At 36.7% G+C, this 20054-nt stretch carries 26 protein-coding genes and 1 other annotated feature; of the genes, 1 reads left to right on the top strand and 25 read right to left on the bottom strand.

The features are described from left to right. Window positions 1-2: 2 nt before the first annotated feature. On the bottom strand, window positions 3-1313 hold the full coding sequence (locus tag Q0977_RS04015) for a LysM peptidoglycan-binding domain-containing protein (protein WP_299510839.1): 1311 nt from the start codon (window positions 1311-1313) through the stop codon (window positions 3-5). Between the two features lie 126 nt (window positions 1314-1439). On the opposite strand from Q0977_RS04015, the gene Q0977_RS04010 reads away from it, so the two are divergent. After that, complete coding sequence (locus Q0977_RS04010; RefSeq protein ID WP_299510982.1) at window positions 1440-1976, top strand: transcription repressor NadR; 537 nt, start codon at window positions 1440-1442, stop codon at window positions 1974-1976. A gap of 20 nt (window positions 1977-1996) precedes the next feature. Here Q0977_RS04010 and pheA read toward each other — a convergent pair whose 3' ends face one another. The 24 genes from pheA to Q0977_RS03890 all read right to left on the bottom strand — a co-directional run bounded on the left by pheA (window position 1997) and on the right by Q0977_RS03890 (window position 20050). Beyond that, the gene (gene pheA / locus Q0977_RS04005; RefSeq protein WP_299510837.1) at window positions 1997-2902 is read right to left on the bottom strand and encodes a prephenate dehydratase; all 906 of its coding nucleotides are present in this window, start codon (window positions 2900-2902) and stop codon (window positions 1997-1999) included. A gap of 14 nt (window positions 2903-2916) precedes the next feature. After that, window positions 2917-3372, bottom strand: coding sequence for an ACT domain-containing protein (locus Q0977_RS04000; RefSeq protein WP_119416193.1), 456 nt, complete (start codon window positions 3370-3372; stop codon window positions 2917-2919). Between the two features lie 17 nt (window positions 3373-3389). Then, on the bottom strand, window positions 3390-4679 hold the full coding sequence (gene obgE / locus Q0977_RS03995; RefSeq protein ID WP_119416194.1) for a GTPase ObgE: 1290 nt from the start codon (window positions 4677-4679) through the stop codon (window positions 3390-3392). Beyond that, window positions 4679-5218: a Spo0B domain-containing protein gene (locus Q0977_RS03990; RefSeq protein ID WP_119416195.1), complete on the bottom strand. Its 540-nt coding sequence runs from the start codon at window positions 5216-5218 to the stop codon at window positions 4679-4681. The genes obgE and Q0977_RS03990 overlap by 1 nt, the downstream gene beginning before the upstream one ends. A gap of 188 nt (window positions 5219-5406) precedes the next feature. Beyond that, on the bottom strand, window positions 5407-5703 hold the full coding sequence (gene rpmA, locus Q0977_RS03985) for a 50S ribosomal protein L27 (RefSeq protein ID WP_102691199.1): 297 nt from the start codon (window positions 5701-5703) through the stop codon (window positions 5407-5409). Between the two features lie 12 nt (window positions 5704-5715). Then, entirely contained in the window at window positions 5716-6057 is a 342-nt protein-coding gene (locus Q0977_RS03980) for a ribosomal-processing cysteine protease Prp (protein ID WP_119415800.1), read from the bottom strand. Window positions 6058-6072: 15 nt separating this feature from the next. Then, entirely contained in the window at window positions 6073-6381 is a 309-nt protein-coding gene (gene rplU, locus Q0977_RS03975; protein ID WP_119415799.1) for a 50S ribosomal protein L21, read from the bottom strand. 12 nt (window positions 6382-6393) lie between these two features. Beyond that, window positions 6394-6473: a sequence feature (ribosomal protein L21 leader region), on the bottom strand. A 34-nt stretch (window positions 6474-6507) separates the two neighbouring features. Beyond that, window positions 6508-7125 (bottom strand): site-2 protease family protein, encoded by a 618-nt coding sequence (locus tag Q0977_RS03970; protein ID WP_299510828.1) that lies wholly within the window; start codon window positions 7123-7125, stop codon window positions 6508-6510. Next, complete coding sequence (locus Q0977_RS03965; RefSeq protein ID WP_119415797.1) at window positions 7125-7643, bottom strand: peptidoglycan DD-metalloendopeptidase family protein; 519 nt, start codon at window positions 7641-7643, stop codon at window positions 7125-7127. The genes Q0977_RS03970 and Q0977_RS03965 overlap by 1 nt, the downstream gene beginning before the upstream one ends. Window positions 7644-7763: 120 nt before the next feature. Next, window positions 7764-8561 (bottom strand): septum site-determining protein MinD, encoded by a 798-nt coding sequence (gene minD / locus Q0977_RS03960; RefSeq protein ID WP_119415796.1) that lies wholly within the window; start codon window positions 8559-8561, stop codon window positions 7764-7766. Between the two features lies 1 nt (window position 8562). Beyond that, complete coding sequence (gene minC / locus Q0977_RS03955; RefSeq protein WP_119415795.1) at window positions 8563-9234, bottom strand: septum site-determining protein MinC; 672 nt, start codon at window positions 9232-9234, stop codon at window positions 8563-8565. Between the two features lie 23 nt (window positions 9235-9257). Continuing rightward, entirely contained in the window at window positions 9258-9785 is a 528-nt protein-coding gene (mreD, locus tag Q0977_RS03950; RefSeq protein WP_119415794.1) for a rod shape-determining protein MreD, read from the bottom strand. Further along, window positions 9785-10687, bottom strand: a complete 903-nt coding sequence (gene mreC / locus Q0977_RS03945; protein ID WP_119415793.1) for a rod shape-determining protein MreC — start codon at window positions 10685-10687, stop codon at window positions 9785-9787. The genes mreD and mreC overlap by 1 nt, the downstream gene beginning before the upstream one ends. 13 nt (window positions 10688-10700) lie before the next feature. Beyond that, window positions 10701-11717: a rod shape-determining protein gene (locus Q0977_RS03940; protein ID WP_119415792.1), complete on the bottom strand. Its 1017-nt coding sequence runs from the start codon at window positions 11715-11717 to the stop codon at window positions 10701-10703. Between the two features lie 96 nt (window positions 11718-11813). Further along, a complete protein-coding gene (gene radC / locus Q0977_RS03935; protein WP_147414477.1) occupies window positions 11814-12485 on the bottom strand; it encodes a DNA repair protein RadC in 672 nt (223 codons plus the stop codon). A gap of 16 nt (window positions 12486-12501) precedes the next feature. Then, window positions 12502-13119: a nucleoside triphosphate pyrophosphatase gene (locus Q0977_RS03930; RefSeq protein WP_158582352.1), complete on the bottom strand. Its 618-nt coding sequence runs from the start codon at window positions 13117-13119 to the stop codon at window positions 12502-12504. A 97-nt stretch (window positions 13120-13216) separates the two neighbouring features. Next, a complete protein-coding gene (locus Q0977_RS03925; protein ID WP_299510809.1) occupies window positions 13217-13846 on the bottom strand; it encodes a hypothetical protein in 630 nt (209 codons plus the stop codon). Between the two features lie 87 nt (window positions 13847-13933). Then, window positions 13934-14689: an A24 family peptidase gene (locus Q0977_RS03920; protein ID WP_119415804.1), complete on the bottom strand. Its 756-nt coding sequence runs from the start codon at window positions 14687-14689 to the stop codon at window positions 13934-13936. An 85-nt stretch (window positions 14690-14774) separates the two neighbouring features. Further along, on the bottom strand, window positions 14775-15581 hold the full coding sequence (locus Q0977_RS03915) for a hypothetical protein (protein ID WP_119415788.1): 807 nt from the start codon (window positions 15579-15581) through the stop codon (window positions 14775-14777). Next, window positions 15578-16165: a PilN domain-containing protein gene (locus Q0977_RS03910; protein ID WP_299510804.1), complete on the bottom strand. Its 588-nt coding sequence runs from the start codon at window positions 16163-16165 to the stop codon at window positions 15578-15580. Before Q0977_RS03910 ends, Q0977_RS03915 begins: the two co-directional genes overlap by 4 nt. Next, entirely contained in the window at window positions 16162-17142 is a 981-nt protein-coding gene (gene pilM, locus Q0977_RS03905) for a type IV pilus biogenesis protein PilM (RefSeq protein ID WP_299510802.1), read from the bottom strand. The genes Q0977_RS03910 and pilM overlap by 4 nt, the downstream gene beginning before the upstream one ends. A 142-nt stretch (window positions 17143-17284) precedes the next feature. Next, window positions 17285-17773 carry a prepilin-type N-terminal cleavage/methylation domain-containing protein gene (locus Q0977_RS03900; RefSeq protein WP_299510800.1) on the bottom strand — a complete coding sequence of 163 codons (489 nt, stop codon included), beginning with the start codon at window positions 17771-17773 and terminating at the stop codon, window positions 17285-17287. Between the two features lie 31 nt (window positions 17774-17804). Beyond that, window positions 17805-19010 (bottom strand): type II secretion system F family protein, encoded by a 1206-nt coding sequence (locus Q0977_RS03895; protein ID WP_299510798.1) that lies wholly within the window; start codon window positions 19008-19010, stop codon window positions 17805-17807. Beyond that, on the bottom strand, window positions 19007-20050 hold the full coding sequence (locus Q0977_RS03890) for a type IV pilus twitching motility protein PilT (protein WP_299510796.1): 1044 nt from the start codon (window positions 20048-20050) through the stop codon (window positions 19007-19009). The genes Q0977_RS03895 and Q0977_RS03890 overlap by 4 nt, the downstream gene beginning before the upstream one ends. Window positions 20051-20054 lie beyond the last annotated feature (4 nt).

Here is a 20054-nt window from a genome sequence, read left to right as displayed (position 1 = left end):
TATTACCACTCATTACCTGCTTGCGGGAAATCTTGCATGTAATATGGTTGTGGTTGTGGATAATGATGAACTGGTGGATACGGTGAACAACAATGTCCATGTCCAGGCCACATCATATGTTGGTATGGCATTGGCTGATAAGACATTGGTGGTGCAAAGTTCCAAGATTCAGCATGCTGTGCATAAGGAATCGCCGGCATGTTCTGCCACGCATCTACTTGTTGCTGTTGAGTAGTTTCATATATTGATGATTCACATTCTCTTGTAGATTCTGGCATATTCCAGTTTGGCGCAGCCATTGGCATTTCTTCCATTGGTGACATCATGGATTCGGACCATTGTTGAGCCATATTCTGTGTTGGCCATTGCTGCATCATTGGCGCTGGCTGCATTGCTGCGGGCCATTGCTGCATCATCTGTGCTGGCTGCATTGCTGCGGGCCATTGCTGCATCATCTGTGCCGGCTGCATTGCTGCAGGCCATTGCTGCATCATTTGATGTCCACCACAGCCACACGGTTGTGGTTGTGCTACGATTGGTTGACATGGGATTGGCATTGGTTGGCATGGAATTGGCATTGGTTGACACGGCATTTGCACCGGTACTGGCATTGGCATTGGTGGTGGAGTAGGGATCGGGATTGGTGCTGGCATCTGGACTTCCTTTGTACATGGTTCACAGATTGGTTCCTGCTTATTTTCATGTTCCGGTTTGATAAAGAATTCCTCCTCATGTTGTTCTATTATCTCGATTCTTGCTCTGACGGGGCGGGCTTCTTCATATGGATGTATATGAGGTATTGGTTTGGGTTCTTCAATTGGTATAGGCATTTCTTTTGGAGGTGCTTTTGGTTGCTCTTTTACTTTAATCGGCTGTTCTTTTGGTCTTACAATTGGTTGCTCTTTTGGTTTTGGTAAGACTGGTTGTTCTTTCGGCTTTGAAATTGGCTGTTCTTTTGGCTTTGGTGCCACCGGCTGTTCTTTTGGTTTTGCTATCGGTTGCTCCTTTGGCTTTGGCGCTACTGGTTGCTCTTTTGGCTTTGCTACTGGTTGCTCCTTTGGTTTTGGTGCCACCGGTTGTTCTTTTGGTCTTACTACCGGTTGCTCCTTCGGCTGCGCTACAGAAGATTCTTCCACCTGTTTCTGAGGTAATTCCTTTTTGGGCGCATCAGGTAAAAATAATTCCATTCCTGGAACAATGTAATCAGGATTAGCTAAATGGGCGTTTAATCTTTTCATGTCCTCAAAAGGAACACCGTATTGCCTTGCGATTTTCCAGAGAGTTTCGCCCTTTTTGACAGTATGAACGCGCACGTTTTTCCTCCTTCCGTCTCTATACAATATGAAAAGCATCATTATTTGGACACTCGAATCTTATTTGTTTACGCCTTTCATGTTACACTATGAATGTAGAAGTACTATTTATGCTTGTATTTTGAGGTGTTATATATGAAAAAATTACTTGGTGAAGAGCGGAGAGCGTTTTTATTAAATTTATTAAAGACAGAAGAAACAGCCATCACTGGAACTGAATTAGCGAAAAGAGCAAGTGTTTCAAGACAAGTAATCGTCAATGATATTGCCTTGTTAAAAGCGAGAAATGAACCAATTATCGCCACTAGTCAGGGGTATCTATATTTTAATCAGCATGAAAGTGTACAAAATTACGAACGTCAAATTGCAGCTTTGCATACTTCAGAGCAAACAGAAGACGAATTAAACACTCTAGTTGATGCAGGCATTACGGTAAAAGACGTAACAGTTGAACATCCAGTATACGGTGAAATAACAGCTAATATTATGGTTAAAAATCGATTTGATGTACAACAATTTTTGAAAAAGCTTCAAGAAACTAATGCAAGTCCCTTAATGGCATTAACAGACGGCGCTCATCTCCATACCATTTCTGCTCCATCCGAAGCGCAACTAGACTTAGCTGAAAAATTATTAAAAGAAAAAGGGTATCTACTTTCGTAGAAATAAAAAAGTGTCCAAATTTATGATTTGGACACTTTTTTTATATCTTGTTTGGAATGATGCTTGTAAGTGTAATAGCTTCCTAGAGTCTTAACAGAGCAACCGAGAGCAGCAAGTTCCTCCATAGCACCATTCATCATTGGAGCATTTTCATCTTCTAACACATCTAAGATGAAGAAATAATTACCTAAACCTGTTTTTAAAGGTCTCGATTCGATTTTGCTTAAATTAATCTTACGCCATGCGAATACAGATAAAATTTGATGTAATGCACCTGAACGATCGTCTGGTAATTCAACCATAAGCGTTGTTTTAATCTGTGCCTCACGTTCTGCTAATTCAATACGGCGATTCTTTTTGGAAAGTATGACGAACCGAGTATGATTAAAATGGAAATCATGAACTCCTGGTTGCACAATTTCTAAATTATATGTTTCGGCTGCAGCTAAATTTCCAATTGCAGCGATACAATCATCTGGATGTTCAGAAACTAACTTCGCTGCTGCTGCAGTAGATGTTGTTTGATGTAAAGGAACACCTTTAAAGCGATAATATAAATATTTATGACATTGCGCTAAGGCATGAGGATGAGAATAGATACCCTGGATATTCTTCTCCCAATTTTCTACTTGCTTTTTATGTACCATTAAATGTTGCTCAATAGGTGTTAATACCTCTCCTACAACGTATAAATTAACTTCATGGTATAAATAGTCGATAGTCAACGGGACAGTACCCTCTAGAGCGTTTTCTAAAGGAACAATGGCTAATTCAACTTGTTCTTCAGCCACAGCTTCAATACATTCCGGAATAGTTTTATATGGAATCATCCATTCATTTTGAAATAGTTCTTGTGCTGCTAAATTAGTAAACGTACCTTTTGGACCTAAATAAGCTACTCTATTTTCCCATTCTCTAGCTGCCAAATCGAAATGCCTCCTTATAATGCGCCTGAACTAATTACCTCTGCTGACTCTACAAAGTCTAATTTTTTAAGACTCTGTAATAATTCATCTAACTCTACATCCATTGCTGTCACATCTAGTGATAACGTAACATTTGCTCGTCCTTGAATCGGAATCGTTTGATGTATTGTTAGCACGTTGCAATGTGTATCTGTTACGGTGGATAGTAGTCGAGCTAGCGTCCCTTTTCGGTCCTCTAGCTGTAAAAAAACTGTTAAAATACGTTCTTGTACAATAGAGTGAAAGGGGAAAACAGCATCTCGATATTTATAAAACGCACTTCTTGATAAATCGACTTGTTTAACAGCATCCCATATAGAAGTAACAGCACCTGTTTGCAACAAGTGCTTTGCTTCTAATGTTTTTTGCATGGCATCTGTTAACACATCTTCGCGTACTAAATAATAGCGTTGATCTGCAATGTTTTTCATCTTTTTCCCCCCTATAATTACTCTACAAAGTCAAACTCAAATTCTAATAAGCGAACAGTATCACCGTTTTTAGCACCGCGTTCACGTAGTGCTTCATCAACACCCATACCACGTAATTGACGTGAGAAACGACGTACTGATTCTTCACGGCTAAAGTCTGTCATTTTAAATAAGCGTTCAATTGTATAGCCTGTTAATACATAAGCTCCATCATCATCACGACTGATAACAAAATCTTCACCTTTAGCTTCATGTTTATATAGAACAGTTGCGTCTGTTTCTTCATCTTCTATTTCATGAAGTGGGAATTCAGGTGTTTCATCTAATAAATCTGCAACTGCAAATAACATCTCTTTTAATCCTTGACGAGAGACAGCGGAAATAGGGAAAATTTTTGCATCCTCAGCTAGTTGATCTTTGAATACTTTTAAGTTTTCTTCAGCATCAGGCATGTCCATTTTATTTGCAACAATAATTTGTGGACGTTCTGTTAAACGCATATTATATTGTTCTAACTCTTTGTTGATAGTCAAATAATCTTCGTATGGGTCGCGACCTTCCATACCAGACATATCAATAACATGGACGATTACTCTAGTACGTTCGATATGTCGTAGGAATTGGTGTCCTAAACCTACACCTTCAGAAGCCCCTTCAATAAGTCCTGGAAGATCGGCCATTGCGAAACTTCTTCCATCATCAATTCGTACCATTCCTAAGTTTGGTACAATTGTTGTAAAATGATAAGCTCCGATTTTCGGTTTTGCTGATGTAACAACAGATAATAATGTAGATTTCCCTACACTCGGGAATCCAACTAAACCAACATCAGCTAATACTTTTAACTCTAATATAACATTAAGTTCTTGTCCTGGCTCCCCTTTTTCAGAAAGTTCTGGCGCAGGATTTGCAGGTGTAGCAAAACGAGAGTTACCACGGCCTCCACGTCCACCTTTTGCGATGACCGCTTTTTGACCATGTTCAACTAAGTCTGCAATTACTCTACCTGTTTCTTCTTCGGTAACAACTGTACCAGGTGGGACAGAAACATATAAAGGCTCTGCTTTTTTACCATGTTGGTTTTTACTCATACCATGTTCTCCACGGTCAGCTTTGAAATGGCGTTTATAACGGAAATCCATTAATGTACGTAATCCTTCGTCTACTACGAATACTACGTCACCACCCTTACCACCATCTCCACCAGCAGGGCCACCATTTGGTACAAATTTTTCACGACGGAAGGCTACCATACCATTCCCGCCATCTCCACCTTTAACATACACTTTTACGTGGTCGACAAACATTAAAGTCTTTCCTCCTGACTCGAAATGACATATTGCCATTCCTGTTCTGAATATTGCTCATCTTCAATCGTTAGCTTTGAAGTTAACGGTTGTTTGAATACTTCTTTTTCGTTCCAATGACCTTTTGCATGAAATACAATTTCAAATTGCTGTTCTGTTGAATAAAGTTGTAACGAAAGATTTTGTTCAGTAAATGGATCTAATGATGGGTAGATATGCAAGATGGATTGTTCTAAATAATTAGAAATAGCATCATCTAATGTAGAATCTACTTCATGTTCAACTATACTCTGAATCGTAACATGGAAGCTTGGGTATCGCCATCCTAATGTATGGATCCATTCAATTGTTTTGGGAAGTCCTAATTTATTGATATTGAAAAAGGTTTTACTTTGTTCAGCAATTTCCTCTACAGCATTCTTTGCTGAATCTGTTCTACCTAGATCAAGATTCATTTTAATCAGTTGAAGTTGATTTAGAAAGTCATGGTTAGCAAAACGTAGTGCTTCATTTACGGTGAGTGTCTTAATGTTCTTCATCTTTCACTCTCCTTCGATGAGATGTTCATCTTACAGTATACCAATTTTTAAATGATTTTGCTCCTAATAAGAAAAATTCGACTTTCACAAATTATTGTAAAAGCCGAATTTGTATTGCAAATTTCATTTTTTAGAATAAATTTTTTGAATATAAAAAGGACTGCACTAATGCAGTCCTTTTGTATTCATTATGCTTCTTGAGCAACTGGGTACACGCTGACTTTACGTTTATCGCGACCAAAGCGTTCAAATTTAACAACGCCATCAACTTTTGCGAATAAAGTATCGTCTCCACCGCGACCAACGTTTTCTCCTGGATAGATTTTAGTACCGCGTTGACGGTATAAAATAGAACCAGCAGTAGCGAATTGACCATCAGCACGTTTAGCACCTAAACGTTTTGCTTCAGAGTCACGACCGTTCTTAGTAGAACCTACACCTTTTTTAGAAGAGAAGAATTGTAAATCTAAAGATACTAGTAACATATGTTCCACCTCCTAGATCATCTTATATTTTAACTCGATAAAATCTCCATAACTAGCAACCATCGTATATACTTGTGTTACCATTGTTTGAAGAATAATTTGCAGTTTTGCATCGGTTTCAGCGTCAAGATCATTTTGGTCAATTATGCAGGATAGATATCCCCCATTTTCACCTTGTTCTATGCCTGGTTGTAATTGTAGTAGTTGTCCAATTGCATTCACCGTACCAAAGGCAATGGCGGATGCGCCCGCACAAACTAAATCATGACCAGGTTCACCAGAATAGGCATGACCTGAAATTTCAAATCCATAAGATTTACGATTTTCATCGCTATGAATTCCAACAGTGATCATATTATCACCTCACTATTAAGCGTTGATAGATTCAACAACTAGTTTAGTGTAAGGTTGACGGTGACCTTGTTTACGACGGTAGTTCTTTTTAGCTTTCAATTTGAAAACAACAACTTTTTTAGCACGGCCTTGTTTTTCAACTTTAGCTGTAACTGTTGCGCCTTCAACGAAAGGAGCTCCAACTTTAACATCTTCGCCACCAACGAAAAGAACTTTGTCAAAAGTAACTGTTTCACCAGCTTCAGCGTTGATTTTTTCAACGTAGATTTCTTGGCCAGCTTCTACTTTAACTTGTTTACCACCAGTTTCAATAATTGCGTACATAACTGCACCTCCTCAAAGTCTCAGACTCGCCCTCAATAGGTGATTCACAAGGAATTCTTAAAGTAACCTTTTCAGTGCGGTTGTAGCACGGGTGCTACATAACGTTAAAATATTACCACACAAAAACTATGACGTCAACCTATTTAACACAACGTTTTCAAATGCTTGTTCATATTTTCTGTATCGAAAAGCTTGGATATTTTGAAAAAAAAGCAAAACAAGAATAAGCATAAAATAGATAGATTGCGGAAAATACCAAAGTGAAATTACAAAACAGGTGATACAAAAAGTAATTGATACTAATAAAAATGACGTTTTGGTAGCTTGTAACGACTTTTTTTCACTCCATATTATTTCTAAAATCCGACCTCCATCTAGTGGCCAAATAGGCAATAAATTGATCAACAACAAAATAATTTGTATCGATTGTAAAGGTTCACTTAAAGTTTTTGGTAAGAAAAATGCGCATATATATATGATCAATGTTGCAATTGGACCACCTAAAGCGATTAACAATTGCTGTTTTTTCGTTATTAACCATCTCGTTGCAAATTGAATTTCTCCTCCATATGGCATGATTATGCATGTTTTTATTTTGACTTTTAATATATAGGCAATGAGTAAATGGCCAAATTCATGCAAACATAGCGATATGAAAAGTAATGCATAGTTAGAGAATTGCCCAGTAATGATCAACCATACTATTAAAGGCAAGAGTGTAGGATGAAGCTTAAGCTTCCGCATCAACGAAGCCAATCCTTTAACGAATCTGGATCCAACATTGCTCCTTTTCTTTCTACTTGCAAATAGAACGTCCCTGAATCCATTGTTGCAAGAGGTTCTCCCTCTCTAATAGTCGTATATGGTAAATAGTCTAATGATTTTAATAATCCATACGTTACTCTTTCCCCTGTTTCGTATGTAATTGTCATTGTTTTACCAAGAGACTTTGTATGTCCTGTAAAAATAACAAACCCTTCATGCTTCGCATAAATAGTCAAAGGCTTATCGTAGGATAATAACACTCCATTCGAAAAGGATTGCATTGTGTTAAATTCACCTATCCGTGAGTCTATAACAGGAGCTGTAACAGTTACTTTTTCATCATGAAATACATCCTTTGTCCAATTTGTAAGAATTAATAAATCATCGTTTGATAATACGTAGGCCGTTACATCACTATTTATTATTTGCTTTTTTTCTAATACGATTACACTAAATAATAAGAATGCGACAAACAACATTAGTTTCCACTTTTTCAAGAACTACCACCCCAAAACTGCATTTTCTTTCAGTTTATGAGCCAAGCATCGTAAAAATGAAAAAAGAGTCTCTAGAGATTATTACCTCTCTAGAAACTCTTTTCATAAATGTCTAAATAATTATTTAGCAAATAAAGCTTTAATTTTTGCAAATACACCTTTATGTTCATTTTCTAATGACATAAGCGGCACAGATTCACCTAAAATTCTACGCACAATATTACGATAAGCAATAGCAGCTTGTGTAGAAGGCTCCATTACAATCGGTTCACCTTTGTTTGAAGAACGGATTACTTGTTCATCATCAGGAATGATTCCTAATAAATCTATAGATAGATGTGTTGTAATTTCATTGACATCCATTGAATCTCCGTTTTTCATTAACTGTGGTCGAATACGGTTAATAATGAGTTTAGGCGGTTCTATTTCTTCTTGTTCTAATAAACCAATAATTCGGTCAGCATCACGAACTGCTGAAATTTCAGGCGTTGTAACAACAATCGCTCTGTCAGCACCAGCAACGGCATTTTTATAACCTTGTTCAATTCCGGCAGGACAGTCAATTAGGACATAGTCAAAATCTAGTTTTAACTCTTCCACTAACGTCTTCATTTGCTGAGGAGTTACAGCATTCTTATCGGAAGTTTGAGCAGCTGGCAATAAAAATAGTAAATCATCAAAACGTTTATCTTTTACCAATGCCTGCTGAATTTTACAACGCCCTTCAACAGTATCTACTAAATCATAGATAATACGGTTTTCTAAACCTAAAATCACGTCTAAGTTGCGCAAACCAATATCTGTGTCTATTAAGCATACTTTTTTATTTTGAAGGGCCAATGCAGTACCTAAATTGGCAGTAGTAGTTGTTTTCCCTACTCCACCTTTACCAGAAGTAATTACAATAGCTTCACCCACATTAGCTTCCTCCCTTAAATGTCGATAAATTTGGTCTTAAAATACGTAAATCCTGTAAACGGTCAATAGCAATTTGTCCGTTTGAATGAATATAAGCACATTCCATTTCAGGTTTTTCTGCTAGAATTGTCACCTCATTGGTCATCAATTCCATTAGATCCGCAATCTTTAAATGAGTTGCTTCTAACCATGAAGCAGCAATCACACAATCACGATTTCCTTGTGCCCCTGCATGTGCAATCCCCTTCAAACGTCCCATAACATAAATACTACCTCCAGCAACTACTTTACCATTGGGATTAACATCGCCAATAACAACAAGATCGCCTTCAGCTCGTATTTCTTGTCCAGAACGTACAATTCCTATGTAAGTTGCAGATTGACTTTTCAAAAGCTTTTGGTTACATTCTTCCACAGTAATAACATCACTTTTAATCTTTGAAACTTTCAGGTGTTTGGATTGTTGCACAATATGAAGAATTTCTTTTAATTGCTCTTGACAGCAATATCGGTTTCCTACATGAATTGTTACTTCTGCCTGTCCTTCTAGACCATCTTCAGTGACTTTACGCTTTAATTCATCCAATAAATCAGAGTAAGCGCATTGATCATCAAGCTGAAGCACGAGTCCTTCTTTTGTTCCTTTGATCAAGACTAGTTGCTTAGTTGTCAAATGCTTCACCCCACGCTTCACTACTATAACGTTAATCGACTTGTGTTTTTCAATAGTCGAGCTTCAATCAAATACTTAAATGTCCAACCTAGCATGATTAAATAGATACAGTTTGCAATCATAGTTGGAATAAGTCTTTGATTTAAAAACTCTGTAAATGGAACCGAAGTAAAAGAAATCAATAAGAAAAATTGATGTAAAACAATCTCTAATAGGGCTACAAGCACCAATGAAAGAATTGTTGATATAGCTAGATGTTGATGGATATATTTTACTGTATAACCTGCTATAAAACAAATAAACGGGTAGAGGAATGTATATAATCCAATAATATCAATATAGAAAATATCATACAATACCCCAAATACTAATCCATACCACATCGCACGTTTACGGTCATAGTAGATTGACAAGAAGATTAAGTAAATAATCAAAAATCTAGGCACTAGGTAATATAAATGGCCATGCCATTTAATGGGTGAATAGAGTGAAAACTCCGTTTCTAAAAAGAACAATACAACAGCTACAAAAGGTATAAGAAATCTAGCCATTATTTTTGAGCTCCAGTTCCTGTAATAGCTTTATTTGTATTATTGCCATCAGAACCATCAATAGTAATCGATTGACGATTAGCAATTACAACATGATCCAACATAGAAAAATCAGCCGCTGGTTTCACATAAGCTAGTTTTGTTAAGCCATAGTCATCCGTAGAAACTTTTGTAATTTCACCAATCAATACACCTTTAGGGAAAATCCCTCCTAGACCAGATGTTGTAACTTTATCACCCTTTTTAACAGGTAAGCTTGAATCGATTCTTTTTAAAATCAATTCACCACGTTTTGGTTCAAAACCTTCAACAAGGCCAAATGCTTCTGATTTTTTATTTGCCACAACAGCAGATACACGATAATTTGAGTTATTCGTAGATAATAACTCAACTTGAGATGTATAAGGTGTTGTTTGAACAATTTTACCTATTAAACCTTTTGAAGTTAGTACTGCCATATTAACCTTTACACCGCTCATAGAACCCTCATTTAGAATGAGTTTTTCTTCCCATTGATCAGGGTTTCGTGCAATGACATTTGCTTGAATTGGATTAAAGTTACGTAAATCATCTTTCTTTCCGACTAAATCTTTTAACTTGTCATTCTCAACTTTCAATTCATTGACTTTAGCTTGTAATGTTCCAAATTCCTCCAAGCGCGATTTTAAACGTTTATTTTCATCGTAGGTGTTTAATAAATCATCTACATTATTGACGAATCCTGTTATATAGCTAGCTGGTTTTGCAACAATAGATTGCACAAAACCAACAGTATCTTTAATTATTTGTTCAGGAAGAGAAGCGTTTTGACGATCGCGTAAGGAAAAGCTAATCAATGCCACTAAGAAGATTACGCCGACAAGCAGCAATATCAATCGCTTATTCGAGAAAAACTGTGGCATTGTCTAATCCCCCTTATTTTGTTTGGTGACGACGCATTAAGTCGATATGATCTAATGCCATACCAGTACCAATTGCAACACAATCTAATGGATTTTCTGCGATAAATACAGGCATTTTTGTTTCATCACTAATAACCTTGTCCAAATTTTTAAGTAAAGCGCCACCGCCAGTTAACACAATTCCTCTTTCCATAACGTCAGCAGAAAGTTCTGGTGGAGTTTGTTCTAATGTTTTTTTCACGCCATCGATAATTGCAGCGATTGATTCTTTCAATGCATCTACAATTTCAACAGATGAAATTTCGATTGTTTTCGGTAATCCTGTTACTAAATCACGTCCGCGAATTTCCATTTTTTCTTCTGGACCTTCAGTGCTTGCAGAACCAATTTCCATTTTAACTGATTCAGCTGTACGTTCACCGATTGTAAGGTTATATGTCTTACGAATATATGCTGTAATAGCAGAGTCCATTGCATCCCCACCGACGCGTACAGATTCACTTGTTACGATACCGCCTAAAGAAATAACTGCAACTTCAGAAGTACCACCACCGATATCTACTACCATACTACCTGTTGGTTCCCAAACTGGTAGATTTGCACCGATTGCTGCTGCAAATGGTTCTTCAATTGTATAAGCTTCTTTAGCACCAGCTTGACGTGATGCATCGATTACTGCACGTTGTTCTACAGATGTAATGCCGTAAGGAACACAAACCATAACATTTGGTTTCTTCCAGTTACCACCTGAAGCTTTCATAGCTTCTTTCATATAATATTCAATCATCGCAGTTGTAATGTCGAAATCTGCGATAACACCATCTTTCATAGGACGAATTGCCACTATTGAACCTGGTGTACGACCAATCATATTTTTGGCATCATTACCTACTGCAACGATTTCGCCAGTTTTTGTATTTTTCGCTACTACAGAAGGTTCTCTGAGTACGATTCCTTTACCTTTTAAAAATACCAATGTATTTGCTGTGCCGAGGTCAATCCCGACATCTTTTCCACCTAATCCAAACACTATTCTGTTCTTCCTTTCTCTTTTAGCCATAACTTTCGTAGCTGTTCATAAAATCATAAGTTTCATTATAACGGAAAAGAGCAAAAAATTACAGTCCTACATGTACCCTTTCTCCTTTAAACTTATAAATTGATGATCTCCAATGATGACATGGTCTAATAATTCGATTCCGATGATTAAACCAGCTTCTTGTAAACGCTTAGTTACATCTATATCTTCTGGGCTAGGAGAGGGGTTTCCTGACGGATGATTATGTGCACAAATAATTGAGGCAGCCGATCGCTTAACAGCTTCACGAAAAATTTCACGGGGATGTACAATACTTGCATTTAAACTCCCTATAAAAATCGTTTGCTGATGGATAATTTGGTTTTTAACATTTAAAAATAGCGTCACAAAATTTTCCTGCAATAAAGATGACATGTCTGGCATCAAATAAGTGGCTGCATCTTGTGGTGAGCGAATGGTGAAACGTTCATCGGTCCTTTTTTTATGTAAACGTCTACCTAATTCAATTGATGCTAACAATTGGATAGCTTTTGCCTCACCAATTCCTTTGATACACATGATTTCTTCAATTGTCGCATTCTTTAATTCGTGAAGCTGTTCAAAATGAGTTAATACGCGATTTGCAACATGTAGAACAGATTCATGTTTTGTCCCTGTTCGAAGAAGAATTGCTAATAACTCTTGATTTGATAAACTATCTGCACCTTGTCGCTTAAGTCTTTCTCTCGGCCTATCATCAAGATGAACGTCACGAATCATTAATGGATTTTCAACACTAGTTGAAGTTGCCATAAACTGATTCCCCCTCTTCAACAGATATAATCTCTTTATCTGTTAAAAATTTTTTCAGTACATCTAATGGTAACCCCGCAACATTATATTTACTTCCGTCAATCCTCTTCACTAAATTCTGTCCAACTCCCATTATATTATAACCAACATCTTGTTCAAAAGGTTCCCCTGTTTCGATATATTGTACAATTATTTTTTTGGATAAATGGTGCATTAAAACTTCAGATTCTACCACAAATGATGAGATTTTATCATCATAACGGATTCCCACTGCTGAAGTAACTAAATGTCTTCTATTTGATAGCTTTTGAAAGAAAGTTATTGCTTCATGTCTACTACGGGGTAAAGGCAAGATCTCGCCATTAAAACTAACGACTCTTTTAACATTCATATAACATAGGGAAGGGTGTGGAGCTTTCATCCGTAATAATTGAACAACAACAAAACTGTTTACAAATTCAATAGGGTTAGTAGGTAGCGTAAAATCCATTGATACATTTTGGTGAACAACTGAAAAAGGGAGCTGCAGTTTTCCTAACAACTCTTCACAATTTCCTTGTGGATTTAATAATATAATGTCTTTTTTTAACTGAATTGACATTCTATCAACCTCCTTTTTAGTCATCATAATCCAAAAGTAAAAATTAGGGAAATTTACGAAAATAAGCAAAAATGTTATTTTGAATACTATTTAACTATCAAAATTTAATTTGTAAACAGTCATTTTGGGATACATAATGCTCTAAAATCATTAACTTTACGATTTCCAATTCTTTCGAAACCTTAGTGGCAGTAGTAACGGCCGTCTTCCAATCAACCGGTGTTGCCTGTCCAGATTTAGAATCGCTAATATTTAATTTTGCCACTTTGTCAACAGCTAACAATTGAGGTATAATTTTTACCCCCTTTTCTTCACATGCAGCACCATTTAAAACAAAAGGCTTCACAAAAGAGTCTTTAGTTACAATCGATTTAATCTTCTTCTCACTATTACTAATAGCTCCCCACAAATAGAATTGCTTATCAGCTCTAATAATAGAAACATTCTCAAATTCAGGATGTGCTGCTAAAAAATCTGAAGCAGCTTGTGATGATGAGTAAACTCCATACTGCATTGCATAGAATTTGACTGGTTTATTTTCTACACTAGCACTTTTTTGTGAATCTACAGAAAGAGTTTCCCCATTCGAATCTCCTACTTTTTTCTCAACTACCTGTAATAGGAAGAAAAATAGTAGTACACCTGCAGCTCCAATAATGACACCATGTATAACCGCAGCAAGTAAAAACTGCTTTTCTTCCTTTTTCTGTCTTGTATTAAATTTCATATCGACATCACCCCTATTCAATACCCTAGCAGAATAGACATAAAAAAAGGCGAGACTGATGTCGTCTCGCCTTAAAAAGTTTTCTCGCTAAAATAACAAATTCATATACCATTCGAGTATATCTGTACCGTAAAAATACGTCACAACACTCCCTAGAGCAATCCAAGGTCCAAAAGGCACAGGGTGTTTGCGGCCTTTCTTTTGCCATACTAACTGTGAAACACCTGCTACAAGGCCAATGATAGAAGAGACAAACAGTGCCAAGATCGTTAGTTTACTTCCTAAAACAAGGCCAATGACGAAAAATAGCTTTATATCTCCACCACCCATTCCACCTTTCGACACAAAGGCTATCAAAAACAAAATACCAAACCCAATGACTGCTCCAACAAATGCGTCCCACCATGGGTTTAAAGGTGAAAAGATCCGAGAAATAATGAGTAAAATACCAAATGGCAATAAAACCTTATCAGGTATTAACATATATGCTATATCAGACACTGTAATAATAATTAGTAGTGATATAAAAAGAATAGCGACAACTAGTTCTAGTGTAAATCCAAAGTGTAAATAGGCGAAGGCATATAAAACCCCTGTTAACAGCTCCATTAATGGATGGAAAAATCCAATCTTTGCCCCACAACTACGACATTTTCCTCGTAAAAAAAGATAAGAAAATACTGGTACTAAATCGAGTGCAGTTAATCTCCTATTACACCCTTCACAATGGGAAGGTGGAGAAATAATAGATTGTCCTTTTGGCACTCTTAAACCCACTACATTAAAGAACGAGCCAAATACTAATCCAAATATCATAAAAAATACCGCATAAACTATTTCCATCATCTTTTCCCTCTCTATCTATACCAAAAGACAGAAATCTCCCTGAAAGGCTTTACTGGAGAATTACTGCCTGTTTTTGTTGTGCTCATTTCTTTTCGTTTTGTTCATCCAGTTGACCGACATAATAGAAGGTAGTAAGTTGAATAGTCGCTTGTAATGGATCTTCTTTCGTATCCGCAGATGAATTTGTTACCTCTATATTGGGTGTTTCATAAGAAACAGAGTCTATTCGCATGATTCGAGGCAAAAATTCAATTTCCCTCAAAAACTGTTTAATCTCTTTTTTATCAGTTGCATCAACCGTTAAGTTCATCGTTAATAGTTTCAAGGATTCTGGCAAACTACTAGTAGCAATAGGTGACACAGGTGCTATATTTTTTTCACTATTTTGCGTAGCATCTGTATTCTGGTTATTTGAATCTGGTGCAGTCGTATTTAAATTTTGTGATTGAGTTGAGTCAACCTGTTGCGCATCTGTGGATTGGGTAGATGAATTACTATTTGTTGCCCCATCTTTTTGCTCTTCTGTGTTAATTGTTTCTTTCACAGCTGCATCATAATTATTAAAAGCAATATCGACAATTTCCGTGTTACTAACAGATTCTAATTGCTCAATCGAATCGATTAAGCTATCAAGCTCTCTTTCTGTAGGGACTTCTGTTTTTAGTTCAGACGTACTCTTTTTCTCTGCCTGCTGATTAGATTTTAAGTTATCTAATTGTTTCTCCAAGTCTTTTGATTCTGTTTTTAAATTTGTAATTTGGTATTGCAAAGAATCTCTTTCTTCCATCTTTGGATAAACTACATAGTAAAAAATCGCAAATCCCAATACAAATACAAGTGCTGCGATAAATAAGGAAGTTAGTTTTTTGTTCGTACCAAATGATTTCATGGGCGTTCACCCTCTGCTAGTAGATTTGCTTGATTGATCTTAAGTTGAATGGTTGCTTTATAGCGAGGGACAAGCAGCTCACTCGCTGTCGCGTTTTGGTACTCTGCTTTCTCTGGTTTAAAAGAAGAAACAGAAGAAACTTGCACATCTGTATACAATTTATCTGTCATTAAATTTTGAACATATGTAGAGACACCATGTAATGTTTCAAAATCTGCTGTAATTTCAACGCCTGATTCACCATATGTAATATCCGTCAATTTTTCATAAGATTCTAGATGACTTTCAATACTGTCAATAATCGGTGTAACAGGGTATGAAACAGCTTCAACAAACTTCACTGATTGTTCAAAAGAACCTGGTGATTCCTTTTGAAAATTAGCAATTTGTTTATGATAAGAATCTACCTCGCTCGATAATGCTTGTTGTTGTGAGTCAAGAGATTTTATATCACTTGCAAGCGAAAAATAATATAAACCAAATACGAGCGCCATTAAACCAGCTATTAAGACGGCAAGCCATACAGCTGGTTTTTGCGATGTACTTTTTTCCACATTGGGTAAGAGGTTAATATCTGGAATCATGCCTTGACAACCTCCTTCAATGCCAAACTAATGAGACTGGCTTGTGATGCTTTAAAGTTTGGAAACTCTTCTTCCATTACTTGATCTGTTAAAACGTGAACAGGTAAAGTAACTTGACTTTCTATCATTTCTGCAATGTATTCCAGCTCAGGAGAGTCTCCCAATACGACAATTTGATCTACCCCTTTTTCCCCTTTGTTCAATGAATATTGATAAAAGTTAATAATTCGTTCAATTTCAGCTAGCGGCTCAAATAGCGCGTTTTGATACTGACTAATCTCATCATTGTAAAAATAATCAAAATCATCTTCTGTATAACGCGATTGCCATTTACTACGCTCTGTCTCAATCGTTTGGAAACGCAAAAACTCTACCTCGCCAAATGAATAGATGACGAGCGACAATTCATTGATTGACCAGTTGGCTAGCAATGTTGTAGTATTCACCAAATTTGGTAAGAGTAAATTGACTAAACGAATCAATGAAATCACTTTAATATCTGCTACAACAGGTGTTAAGCCTGCATCTGTCAGTAATCCAACTACTTTTTGCACTTCTTCCGCATTCGTTGCGAAGATTGTTGCTTTACCATCGCCTTGCTTCGCATCATAAATATCAATCAGAGGATTTTCAAATGGTAGATGGATCGTTCGACCAATCTCCATCTCCACATACTGTTTAATAGATACAACATCTTCTAATTCTTGCGGATGCTCAATAGCTTTCATCATTACCGTACTTTCCGGTACATAAAAGCTCACATTTTGGCCCTTAATCCCCCAATTTTTCACATGATCTTTTAACAATTCAAAAAATGCTAGTTCATCCTCGATAATTCCATCGACCACAATACCTTCATCTAGCGGAATCGAGTGAACCTCTGCATGTGCTAAATCATTCGAACTGGACGCTAACACTTTCAATGCAAAATCATTATATACAAGCGACACTTGTCGCTTCTTCTTTCCAAAAAACATATGTATTCCTCCCACATGAAAGCTTTAATACTTCGGTGGAGAAAGCCGAATCATCGATGTAAAGTCAAAGTTGGATTGTTGGCTTTCTTCAACGAAAGATTAAAATTGGATAGTAGCGGGGAGCTGCTGTGTTCAAAAGAGATTATTTATTACCCATCAGTTCCGCTAACTCTTTACTTGTGATTGTTTTATTTGTAACTTTATCTTTAAATTTGCCATTTAACTTGCCAAATCCTTCATAAACAAGAGAATAACCTTTATCGACTTTTGTAACTGAATCACTAGAAGTTAATTTAACACCTTCCTTTTCAACATAAGGCTCTAATTCATCACCTGTGCATTTATTAGCATCTTTACAAGCCCCATCCGCAAATGCAATTTTTGAAGCAGAGATAATTTGAGACGCATCAGCAAGAATAGCTTTATCCTTAGAATTATTAATAATATTCCCAATCGCAGGAATTGCAATTAAAGCAATAATCGCAATAATAACGATAACTGCTAAAAGCTCGATTAAAGTCATGCCTTTTTGATTTTTCATCAATTTTTTCATTTTTGTTTTCATTGTTTTTCCTCCTTTTTTATATGTAGGTTCTTCACCTGGGAAATTTTGTGTAACATCGTCTTTCATTTCTTTTTCACCTCCTTTCAATTGTTCTTCTTTACATTTGTTCATATAGGCTAAACATCGGTAGCATAACTGCTGCCATGATAAATCCAACTACAACTGCCAATAAAAGAATCATGATTGGCTCGATTAACGCTTTCAATGAATCTACTGTTCGGTCGACATCATCTTCATAGAACTCCGCAATTTTCTCCAGCATATAATCGAGGGAACCTGTTTGTTCGCCGATTGATACCATTTGTGTTACTAAAGGAGGGAAAACCCAACTTTGCACTAATGGCTCTGCTAACGAACTCCCTTTTTCAAGTGAAGACTTTGATTGTTTTACAACTTCTTCAATGACTGGGTCTCCAATAATTTTCTCAACAATTGCTAATGCATTTAAAATCGGGACAGAACTACTAAACAATGTAGCGAGTGTCCTTGTCATTCGAGCAATTGCCGATTTTTGCAACACTTTTCCGAAAATCGGCATTTTCAACAGTGCATAATGAATATAAAAATTAAATTTTGTGTTGTTCTTATAGAGATATAGGAAAACGCCAATGACCACTATTCCCCCGAGTAGAAATATCCACCAAAAGTTTTTTAATGAATCACTTAAGGCTAGTACCATTAATGTAATGGCGGGTAACTCAGCACCAAAGCTCGCGAAGTTTGCGGTGAATTTTGGCACTAACCAAATGAGCATAAAAGCAGATACAAAAAAGATGAGAATGAGTAAAACAATTGGATATGCCATCGTTGACTGGATCTTCTTCTTCAATTTAAAAGACTTCTCGTAACTAAATGCCATACGGTCTAATGTATCATCCAAATTTCCTGTTGCTTCACCAGCTTTCATCATATTGACAAATAGCACAGGGAATATCTTTGGGAATTTCGTTGCGGCATCCGAAAAAGCAATCCCAGAACGTAAGTCTTCTTCGACACCATTTAGTGCTTTTTTTAAGCCTTTGCTTGATGTTTGTTCAGATAGAATATGGGTAGCCTCAACAATGGATATCCCAGCTCTTATTAATGTTGCAAATTGCCGGCAATAGATAACAAAATCTTCATTTTTCATGCCATTGCCAATCGTCAAATCTTTGTGCAATAAGCTCTTGGATTCTTCAACTTGTCTTGGATTAATACCTTTATCACGCAATTTTTTAATCGCTAGTTGTTTTGAACCCGCTTCAATCGTGCCCTTTTCCATTGCCCCTTGCATAGTACGGCCGCTAAATCGATAAACTGTCATACAAATTCACCTGCATTCATATAAACTTTTGCTGTATCAAAATCGATTAGTCTTTTGGCAAGTAGCTGCTGTATTGAGCTATCAATTGTATGCATACCAAGTGCTCGATTCGTTTGCATAATATTTGTCAATTGATGTACTTTGTCATTGCGGATTAAGTTAGCTACTGATGATGTATGTATCAAAATTTCAGTAGCAGCAATACGACCAGGCTTGTCTATTCGTTTAAATAGACGTTGAGAAATAATTCCTTGCAAAACATTCGCTAATTGAATACGAATTTGCCCCTGCTGATGAGGAGGAAAAACATCGATAATGCGATCAATCGTTGTAGGTGCACTGCTCGTATGAAGCGTTGCCATCACTAAATGACCAGTTTCTGCAGCAGTAATTGCTGTGGAAATCGTCTCTAAATCTCGCATTTCTCCGACTAGAATAATATCTGGATCTTGGCGAAGTGCAGCACGAAGCCCATTTGCAAAGCTTTTCGTATCTGAACCAATTTCACGTTGATTGACAATTGACTGTTTGTGCTTATGCAAATATTCAATTGGATCTTCTAATGTGATAATATGTTTTGCTTGATTTTCATTGATATTGTCAATCATCGCTGCCAATGTAGTCGATTTTCCTGAACCCGTGGGACCCGTTACTAGAATAAGCCCTTGAGGTTTTTGACATAAATCTTTTAATACAGTAGGCATTCCTAATTGTTCAATGGTCGGTATTTCCGCTGTAATCTTACGAGCGGCTAATGTACAACTATTGCGTTGATGATAAGCATTCATACGAAAACGACATCTTCCTGGTAACGAATAGTTAAAGTCTACTTCGCCATTCGTCTCAAATTCTTCCATCCGATGAGGTGGCAACACATCACAAATCATTCGCTTTAAATCCTCAGGCGTTAGTATTTCTTCTCCATGCGGTTGTAATTGACCGTTGATTCGATAATAAGGAGGTACCCCTACAGTTACATGTAAATCCGAAGCATCCTTTTCTTCAGCAAACGTTAGTAAATCTACAATTGATTTTGTCATTTCC

Origin of the sequence: uncultured Rummeliibacillus sp. (assembly GCF_934216135.1) — a bacterium.
Classification (GTDB): domain Bacteria; phylum Bacillota; class Bacilli; order Bacillales_A; family Planococcaceae; genus Rummeliibacillus.
This window is presented reverse-complemented; position numbering and strand designations above follow the sequence as displayed.